9 protein-coding genes and 1 pseudogene are annotated in these 8943 nt (G+C 41.9%); 7 read left to right on the plus strand and 3 right to left on the minus strand.

Going from position 1 to position 8943, the window contains the following annotated elements; translation table 11 throughout:
• From C7H79_RS15680 to C7H79_RS15690, 3 genes are all read left to right on the plus strand, one after another.
• On the plus strand, positions 1–199 hold a 199-nt coding region (locus tag C7H79_RS15680), incomplete at its 5' end, for a transposase (RefSeq protein ID WP_147383638.1).
• A gap of 1050 nt (positions 200–1249) precedes the next feature.
• Positions 1250–1588 (plus strand): helix-turn-helix domain-containing protein, encoded by a 339-nt coding sequence (locus tag C7H79_RS15685; RefSeq protein WP_106708204.1) that lies wholly within the window; start codon positions 1250–1252, stop codon positions 1586–1588.
• Entirely contained in the window at positions 1575–2834 is a 1260-nt protein-coding gene (locus tag C7H79_RS15690; protein WP_106708205.1) for a type II toxin-antitoxin system HipA family toxin, read from the plus strand. Before C7H79_RS15685 ends, C7H79_RS15690 begins: the two co-directional genes overlap by 14 nt.
• A 159-nt stretch (positions 2835–2993) precedes the next feature.
• On the opposite strand, the gene C7H79_RS15695 is transcribed toward C7H79_RS15690, so the two are convergent.
• Positions 2994–4544, minus strand: a complete 1551-nt coding sequence (locus C7H79_RS15695; RefSeq protein WP_106708206.1) for a Fic family protein — start codon at positions 4542–4544, stop codon at positions 2994–2996.
• Between the two features lie 407 nt (positions 4545–4951).
• On the opposite strand from C7H79_RS15695, the gene C7H79_RS19315 reads away from it, so the two are divergent.
• On the plus strand, positions 4952–5083 hold the full coding sequence (locus tag C7H79_RS19315; RefSeq protein WP_258577654.1) for a hypothetical protein: 132 nt from the start codon (positions 4952–4954) through the stop codon (positions 5081–5083).
• A gap of 608 nt (positions 5084–5691) precedes the next feature.
• Here C7H79_RS19315 and C7H79_RS15700 read toward each other — a convergent pair.
• Positions 5692–6024: a hypothetical protein gene (locus tag C7H79_RS15700; RefSeq protein ID WP_106708207.1), complete on the minus strand. Its 333-nt coding sequence runs from the start codon at positions 6022–6024 to the stop codon at positions 5692–5694.
• A gap of 401 nt (positions 6025–6425) precedes the next feature.
• Between C7H79_RS15700 and C7H79_RS15705 the strand changes: the two genes are divergently transcribed.
• The 3 genes and pseudogenes from C7H79_RS15705 (at position 6426) to C7H79_RS15710 (ending at position 7708) form a co-directional block, all read left to right on the plus strand.
• A complete protein-coding gene (locus tag C7H79_RS15705) occupies positions 6426–6752 on the plus strand; it encodes a hypothetical protein (protein WP_106708208.1) in 327 nt (108 codons plus the stop codon).
• Between the two features lie 204 nt (positions 6753–6956).
• Positions 6957–7075 (plus strand): annotated as a pseudogene (locus tag C7H79_RS19575) (IS3-like element ISSde8 family transposase); the annotation flags it as partial.
• A gap of 201 nt (positions 7076–7276) precedes the next feature.
• Positions 7277–7708 carry a universal stress protein gene (locus C7H79_RS15710; RefSeq protein ID WP_106708209.1) on the plus strand — a complete coding sequence of 144 codons (432 nt, stop codon included), beginning with the start codon at positions 7277–7279 and terminating at the stop codon, positions 7706–7708.
• Positions 7709–7858: 150 nt separating this feature from the next.
• Here the strand turns inward: C7H79_RS15710 and C7H79_RS15715 are convergent.
• Positions 7859–8943 (minus strand): GGDEF domain-containing protein (locus C7H79_RS15715; RefSeq protein WP_242447339.1); only part of this gene is annotated, 1085 nt, incomplete at its 5' end.

Here is an 8943-nt window from a genome sequence, read left to right on the forward strand (position 1 = left end):
GGGCAATGTTAAATCTGCGATGCAAGGAACCTATCATGCGATTCAATCAAAACATCTGCCACGCTATCTGGCGGAATTTGAATATCGATTTAATCGACGGTTTAAGCTCGATGCGATAGTGCCTAGATTGGTTCGTGCATCAGTTCAGACGCCACCCATGCCGGGACGGCTGCTAAAACTGGCTGAAACTTCTTGGTAATCAGGAAGCGGTTTATTAGAGTAAATTCATAGAAATTAATAGTAATTTCAGTTTGTTGCGCTTCATTCTTTGGTTTATAATTTACAGGCAAAATTTCTCTTTTACTGTAACGTACCATAAACATTAATATGTTCAGATATTCTTCACCAGGGACACTATTATTTCTTGAAACTACCTTCGCACGACCAGAGCGTTAGGTGTTATTCTTGATTGATCGATAGGTGATAAAATATGAAAGATGGATGGCAGCTTTGAAAGAGCTTTCCCGTCAAATTTTATTTTTTGTGTAGCGATATCTCGAGTCATCGCAAAAGGAATGATTGCGGATAATACTGATATTATTCAAATATGGCTGACACGCCTAGCAGTAAGAAGTTATGTCAGCCATATTTGAAAAACTACTTTCTTAAACCGAACAGTCTCTATCTGTTCATTCTCACAAGGAGAATATTAGTATTATGGCACTAATTTATGTAGTTTACGTGATAATCCGCAAATGTAAGATAAAGCTTTCGATACGATTTAAAATCTAAATAACTACTTAAAGTATGTCCTTGATCCATCCTGCGGTTCTGGATGGATCCTTCCATCGTCTATGGAAACCTTGTAGTTTTCGGCGGCGATCACCTACCAGCTTTTGCCGGTAGGTATAAAAGTGACCGACAATTTGTCGGCTCAGCTCAAAGGAGTGTGCTGCGCACACAGCTTTTCTGAATTTTGCCGCACAGAGTGCGGTATATTTCCCGAAAAGCGCTTACAAACCATGAAGCTTGTTGATTTTGAATATTTCTGGGGGAAAGCGCTGGCCCTTCTGTCTGAAAGGGGTGAGTTTGAGGGCTCATAGCACTCTCAGTAGAGTGTTATCAGAAAGGCAATATCACCATTAGTTAGTATCCCCTGCACAAAATGGTCTTTATAGAGATCATTAGAGCATATTGTGGTCTATATATAGATCAATGCGCTCTTGACATAGAGCTCAATACCTACTATTTTGGTTCACAGAAAGATCATAAAGACGCTTTATGGTCTATATAGGAACCAAATCAAGCGATGCCAAAGTCCATTACACGAACATACTCGCGATACACACATGAAGCATCCTCACTCCTCGGAGGATTGATCCGTGCTGCCCGTAAAGAACGTAAATTAACCGCTCAAGAGGTTGCAGACCGCGCGGGCATTTCCAGAGGGCTGTTACAACGTATCGAAAAAGGCGATCTTAAATGTGAGATCGGCGCTGTATTCGAAGTGTCGGCCATTGTCGGCGTCAAACTGTTTGATGCCGATGAAACCACACTGACCAGACATATCCGCCAAACTGAAGATAAGCTGTCGTTATTGCCAAAATCCGTGCGCAAAAAATCCAAGGTGGTGCATGATGATTTCTAGTCATGACAAAGAAGCTTATGTTTGGATATGGTTGCCGGATGAAACAGAGCCTGTTGTTGCCGGAAAGCTTGAAGCTGATAACGGTAATATCCTATTTAACTATGGTAAGAGTTACCTTGAACGTATCCGCGACAAAAAACCAGCAATTGCAATTTACGAACCTGAACTACCTTTAAAAGCCGGAGTGTTGCCATTGCCCGAAGGCTTGAGCATGCCTGGTTGTATTCGGGATGCTGCCCCCGATGCGTGGGGACGGCGCGTCATTATCAACAAAAAATTGGGACGCAAAGGCTCAAGCACGGATACAGGCGAGCTGGATGAGCTCACCTATTTATTGGAATCTGGTTCTGATCGCATCGGTGCGCTCGATTTTCAGCGCTCGCCAGCCGAGTACATTCCGCGCTCAGCAAATAATGTCAGCATGGAAGAGCTCATTGAATCCGTTGAACGCGTTGAGAAGGGAGTTCCGCTTACACCAGAATTGGATCAGGCGCTCTTCCACGGCAGCTCCATCGGCGGAGCCCGTCCAAAAGCATTGATTCAGGATCAAGGTCGAAAATTCGTCGCCAAATTTTCTTCAAGTACTGATTTGTACAGCGTTGTCAAAGCTGAATTTGTTGCTATGCGGCTCGCTGCGCTGTCTGGCTTGAATGTTGCGCCTGTAAAGCTAATCAAGGCTGCAAATAAAGACGTGCTTTTGATAGAGCGCTTTGACCGCACAAAGAAAGATCAAGACTGGTCGCGCAAAGCCATGGTCTCTGCACTGACATTGCTTGGTCTTGATGACATGATGGCCCGTTACGCAAGCTATGAAACATTTGCGGAAATTATTCGTCATCGTTTTACTGATCCGAAAGCAACGCTTGAGGAAGTGTTTTCACGACTCGTCTTTAATATTCTATGTGGTAACACCGATGATCATGCGCGAAATCATGCAGCATTCTGGAATGGCAAAGAACTGACCCTTACACCTGCTTATGATATCTGTCCGCAAGGCCGCACCGGTAATGAAGCCTCACAGGCTATGCTCATATCCGGCAATAATAATCTTAGCCAGTTAAAATCCTGCCTTGATACCGCCCATAACTTTCTACTTTCAGAAGTGCAAGCACGCGCCATTTTTGAAAAAATGATTTCTGCAATTAAACACCACTGGGATGACGTCTGTGAAGAAGCTGAACTCAGTGAAGTAGATAAGAAACTGCTATGGAGAAGGCAGTTTTTGAATTCTTTCTCAACAGAGTAATTTCCTAGAAAATCATCAAACCTTGCAGTTTTCGGCAGCGACTACCTACCAGCTTAAGCAGATAGGTGTTAAACAAAACCCACAAGTTGTCGGTTTTGTTTGAAAAGATGTGCTACGCGCCGGTGTTTTCAGTAGGGATATTCCGACACAATCCGACAATTATTCCGATAGACTCGCGAATACCTCAACATAAATTTTTTCTATCTGCTCGGTTTCTCTGGCATTAAGCGCAGAAAACTCTTTCTCTCTTGCCCGCTTGGATAACCGTCCTTCATTTTGCTTCAGGAAGTGAAACAGCAGATCAATGGTTGAGGCAGGCATTTCAATCAAGGCTTCTATGCGCGCTCTGAACCGATCGTATCGTTTCAAGAAGCTGGCTTCCTGAGGCAAATCAATTTCAATGGTTTTTTCAACGCAGGCATATAAAAATTCTACGTGGGGCGTTGCATCGAAATAACGGTAAAAATCACCGGTATCATTCAGAACGTGCACATTCATTTTTTCCGTTGGTTCCCATTCGATCAGAGGAAGCAGTCGTTTTGAATAGCTTTCCAACACAGTCCGGTAATCATCGATCCGTTCCAGAATGGCTGCCGATACCGGAAAAACAAAACCGGCAGGACTAAATCCGCGCTGAGCCAGGGTATGATGAATGAGATAACGGTGCAGCCGTCCATTACCGTCTTCAAACGGATGGATATAAACAAAACCAAAGGCGAGCATAGCGGCCGCCAGAACGGCATCCAGCTCACAGGAAAAACGGCGATCAAAATCAAGCATTCCTTGAACCAACTCGGGCAAATCCTCAGGCCTTGCACTGATATGCTCTGGCAAAGGCAAGCGGCTACCATGTTCATGCTCGCCGACAAACCCGCCTTCTTGCCTGAGTCCTAGCTTGATAAACCGGCTATCGCCGATGACAATACGTTGGAGCCGAAGCAATTCATCCAGATCAAGCGGCCTCCGACCGGCTTCACCAATGGCTCGGCTCCATCTTTGGATACGATTTTGTGGCGGAGATTCCCCTTCAATCGCATAGCTGGATTTAGAATCTTTCAGCAGCAGGAAGGCGGCAGTGCGAGCGAGAATATCAGCGGATAGTTTGCTGACAGTCTGACGTGCTCGCTCAGATAGATTTGCCTTCATATACTGTTCAATGATCGGTGTGCGGAAAACGAACGGGCAAAAATTTCGGGTTCCCGGCAAGTTATTGCGTACCCGGTGTCGTGTGGAAGTTACACCGGAAATAGCCCATTGCTGTGTGGTATCAACTACTTCTGCATAAGTCCCAGTCTTGGCATCGGGCAAACTTAGCTCTCTATTCAATAGCCATTCATACAAAAACCATAGACGACGGGCATAGCTGCTGGTCGGTTTCGCTTTAACGATATTTTCAATGACTTCGGGAGAAACAGCTTCAAAAAGCCGTTTCAGAACTGTCAGGTCGAGTCCTTCATATTTCAAAGCAAATACCAGATGACCTTCCAAGGTAGCCTCTGGCATGTGGCGTGGCGTATAGATATGCCAGTTATCTTCTTTATAGACCTTATGGCGTGTACCAATGGCTGTCAATTTTATGGGCAAAGGCACAGCCAGATTGTATGCATCGATAAGCGCTGCATAGCCTGCTGGCCTTGCTTTTTCCGGTAAGCGTCTTTCCTGAAAAAAACTTATCGCATCTGAAAATTGCTTACCATTTTCTATAGTCATGAAAAACGATGATTCCTTATGATTCTAACTGTATAAAGCCTACGCTATCATGAAAAACGATTACAATCCATGATTCTTGATGTTTATTGTCATATTTTTGTGGAAAATCATTATTTGGCAGAATGCCCAAAATCTCGGAACTGTAAGCTCCGCCAGCAGGCAAGCCAGAAACAATCTATCGATCATGAATTTACAGTTGACAATCAGCTGGTAATTTCTTTTTTAGGTTTGTAAAAAGCGGCTGCATCTCTTGCTTGTGCTTGAGATTCAATGGGTCGCTGCATCCTTTAAATTGCTTGGTTAACCGCCCTGATAGCCAGCTTTAGCTTCTTCAACTGAAAGTAAAAGCTCGGTCTTACCAAGCTTTGTGGTTATGTCAGATTTTTTGACTACGATCTGAGGCAATAATGAATAAACTTCACCATAAAGGTCGACCGCGGCATAACCTGGCTTATCTCCCCACGCCAGGTAGTAGCCCTATCCTGCAAGCCATGCTCAAAGGCTTTGCAGCTACCGGAAATCAGCCAGCTTTCATGTAATGAGGTTTTGATGATTCTGTGATTTTGGAGATGCGCTGTGCTTGCAGCCATTCTTGTCTTGTGTAATTGAAAGGATTTTTCTGATTTTTATCGATGAACCCTTTGAGCATGTCCCAGTTGCTTTCGGGGTAAAGCTGTTTGGATACATCCATAAGCTTGTTTTTATAGTAAGATATTGAATTCACTATTCAGTACTCTTTCAATCTCTGGAATATCTGTTTGCCCTGCAATTTGTGGTGTAATTTTACGAGAGCATGAAAGCAATCCATCTCTGAATCGCAATATTATTTTGAGTGAAAGGTGATTGAGGTACGCAGTTAATACCTCGCTGTTTGCGGAGGGTGTTTCATTCTTAATGCGTCCAATCGCTAGCCATATTCAAAAGAAGTACAGCGCCATGCGGTATAAATGCTCTAATAAACAAAAACTAATTTCTTATTGCAAGAGAACCAGGAAGACAGGATAAAATCGCACTGGTTACTTCAATAAGAAACTGGGAAAAGCGTTAACTACTATCACCTGATTTAGGTGTGGAGATTTCCACATCTGATAATAAAAGAACCAGCATTCGATGCTGGTTCTTTTATTATCCTTGGTAGTTATCGGAATTAATTAGGCTTATTTTTAGTATCGGGATGTTTATTATCCGGATGCTTTGTATCAGAAGTCGCTCTTTTATCATGTGGTTGCATTTTAATTTTAGCTTCTAAAACATCCAATTTTTTATCCGCTGCCTGATTACATGACTTTAAGGATTCAAAATCTTTTGTCTTCCGCATACAATTAAAACGCTCTTCCAATATGTGTATTCTTTCTTTAACATTTGCAATTTCACGATCTTTCTCAGGTGTGAAGTTAGGATCCTGATCAGCAGCAGACATTATTGTTGAAGTAAAAAACAAACCTACAGTTAGTATCAATGCCAAATTAAATAGTTGCATTTTGAATATGGCTCCTTGATTTAAAATGTTTAGTGATAATTAAAAAAACAAATCCAATAATGTCTATTCTTCTCTGCCGTATCTGTTCGGTAGGCCACATACGCTATTAATTACCCAACTCTGAAAGTGCTTTAATGACTTAATAATAGCTTGGGATATAACCTAGGCTATTGAGAAATAATCGCTTGCAGCGATCCTGGTGAATTTTACAGGGTCAATGTAACTCGTAAGAATTTTTGATTGCAGCCAAAAGGCTAAAGTAAGCAGGGCATCAAGATATTATTTTAAAATAGAAAGGTAGAGTGACGTTTATTATACGATTTCAATATATACATACCATGATAATTTGATAGGTAGCGGAATAATAATTGCCGTTCATTTTTCTTGGGGTGGAAATAAAAATGCAGACAATCGTTTCATTTATTGATCGCAAAACGAATTTGCAAGTCTGTAGTGCCATAATTAATTTATCAAATATAAAAGAATCAGATCTTTCTCCAAGTGGTATTTTGGACTATATTTGGAAAGATGTATTAGCTAATGGAATGCTGGGCGACCGAAAAGATTATCTCATCCATCTTTTTAATAAAAGAAATCACACAATTACTTTACATGAGATTTATGGAAAAATGCGCATTAAAGAAACTGCGAAGATTAGCGGCAATAAAGGTTCCGTAATATGCTTTCAAGATTATAAAAATAACAAATTACGCAAATATGCAGGTTAATAAGTTGTTTCTATAAGCTGCTTTAAATTTTGCATATCCCTTCCATCCCGCTTTAAACGCTCTAATTTAACTCCCCTTCGTTTCTGAGGTGATATCACAATATGGTTTACGGAATCGACAATTAACAAAAGCATGGAGTCATTTGGTTCAATTTTGATTTATTCAACAACGCCTAGGGTTAGCCAATATGCCAGCCATGAGTAGTACCGCGAACATCTGTCTATCATGAAAATAGAACAGAGTATGAGCCAAAAAGGGAACTGTTGGGATACTTCCCGACAGAACGGTTCTTCCGTAGCCTTAAACAGGAACAACTGAATTACGAAAAATGCAGATCCAAAGAAGAAGTAAAGCTGGGTATCATTGACAATTGGCTTTTACAATGGCAAATGTGCCTACTAAAAATTAGGCTGCCAATCTCCATTGGAATTTGAGTGTACATTTTTTAGAAAGATTGCTTAAAAAAGTGTTCGGCTTTAGTTGACCATTAATGTATCTTGCGATCATATATAGAAGGATTTTCTATGTTAAAAATTTTATTGCCAGTCGATGGTTCTGACTCCTCAAATAAAGCGGTCATGGATTTCACACAATCCCTTGGAAATTATAAGGAAATACCAGAAATTCATCTACTGAACGTACAACCCAAATTTTATTCTAGCGAAGATAGTTCTTTGTTTATCGATAAGGAGAACGTCAGGCAGCATCTTCAGAATGAAGGCATGAAGATACTTCAAAATACACTTGAACTAATGAAGCAAGCAGGTCTCACTGGCCAATCTCATATTTTAGTCGGCGAGCCAGCCGAAATGATTGTAAATTTTGCAAAAGAAGAATTCTTTGATTGTATTGTTATCGGAACGCGTGGAATGGGTGTCGTAAAAAGTTTATTGCTGGGCTCAGTGACTAACAAAGTAGTACAGCTTTCAACAATACCTGTACTGTTAGTTAAATAGAGCATATTCAACACTCTGAATCGATCCGGGGTTTCGTAAGACCTTTCAGTTTTACGCAGCGATACTATGCAAATCTAGCCGTTGCGCAACTACATGACTCCATCATTGTCAGCACATTTCATTTTGATCAAAGTACCCGTCAGTAAACATCTAGGATGTCGCCTCCAAATTATCAGCGACCGCCACCCGGTTACGGCCATTTTTCTTAGCTTTATACATTGCGGCGTCTGCACGCTCAAGTAATGTTTCGAGGTGATCGTCTTTTTTCAGCATCGCCATTCCAAGACTAATAGTTATATCAATTTCAAATTTCTTTGCGTGGAAAGGAGTGCCGGCAATCCCTAGACGTATTCGTTCTGCGATAATCTTCGCCAGCGCTAAGTCGGTATTTTCCAGGATAATGACGAACTCTTCTCCGCCGAACCGACCAATCATGTCGAAGCTGCGAATTGCCGCTTGAATTCGCCTTGCCGTAAGCTTGAGCACAATATCGCCGACGAGATGACCATAGGTATCGTTGACTTTCTTGAAGAAATCCAGATCCGCCATCACCACGCACAAGGAACTGCCATTTTGCTTCGCCTTGTTGACCTGGCGCTCAAGAGTATCCATGAGAGTGCTATAACTCAATACGCCGGTGAGCTGATCGGTCGCAACTTTTTGGTGTAACTGCGATGCTTCCTTGTTCAATCTATCCAACGTCTTCTGCAGCTCATCAACCTCAACCAGATGGTAACCTTCCACAGTCAAATACATGCTTAGTGAGGTGATTTTAAAAATACAGTCCACAAGAGGCCAGACGGTCTTTGGATTCAACTTGCATTGAATCAAGAGGCTATCAACCAGCGCTTGTTGTATAAGACAATGTTGTAAATGCAAAACTCCCAAAGGAACTCTTTTGTGAGCCCATGCCACAGCAATACCTAATCGATCTTCAAAATACTTGGGCGTATCGAAATTTTGGCCGAACCCGCACAAGTAATCAATCCAGCGTTCCTTAAAGGATTCGACCCCAATATTTTCCTTTATCAACAAGAAATCTTCATAGGGAGCGAGAGCATCAAGGCAAGAACTTACCAGAGCCTCGGCTTTCCCTTCTATGAATTCGCTCCGAAGGCGCTCTGCGTGCTGACCGTGTTCCGCCTCTAATCCCAATAATGAGATAGTTTTCTGGATTCGTTTGCAATCAAATCCGAGCACAACGCAGTTAGTTACGATCTCAGCATTCATTATTT

Source organism: Nitrosomonas supralitoralis (genome assembly GCF_003011925.2).
In the GTDB taxonomy this organism is placed as follows: Bacteria; Pseudomonadota; Gammaproteobacteria; order Burkholderiales; family Nitrosomonadaceae; genus Nitrosomonas; species Nitrosomonas supralitoralis.

Coding starts and splice junctions, on each gene's coding strand:
- C7H79_RS15690 (WP_106708205.1), top strand. CDS start 1,575: ATGATGATTTCTAGTCATGACAAAGAAGCTTATGTTTGGATATGGTTG.
- C7H79_RS15710 (WP_106708209.1), top strand. CDS start 7,277: ATGTTAAAAATTTTATTGCCAGTCGATGGTTCTGACTCCTCAAATAAA.
- C7H79_RS15700 (WP_106708207.1), bottom strand. CDS start 6,024: ATGCAACTATTTAATTTGGCATTGATACTAACTGTAGGTTTGTTTTTT.
- C7H79_RS15695 (WP_106708206.1), bottom strand. CDS start 4,544: ATGACTATAGAAAATGGTAAGCAATTTTCAGATGCGATAAGTTTTTTT.
- C7H79_RS15705 (WP_106708208.1), top strand. CDS start 6,426: ATGCAGACAATCGTTTCATTTATTGATCGCAAAACGAATTTGCAAGTC.
- C7H79_RS15685 (WP_106708204.1), top strand. CDS start 1,250: ATGCCAAAGTCCATTACACGAACATACTCGCGATACACACATGAAGCA.
- C7H79_RS19315 (WP_258577654.1), top strand. CDS start 4,952: ATGAATAAACTTCACCATAAAGGTCGACCGCGGCATAACCTGGCTTAT.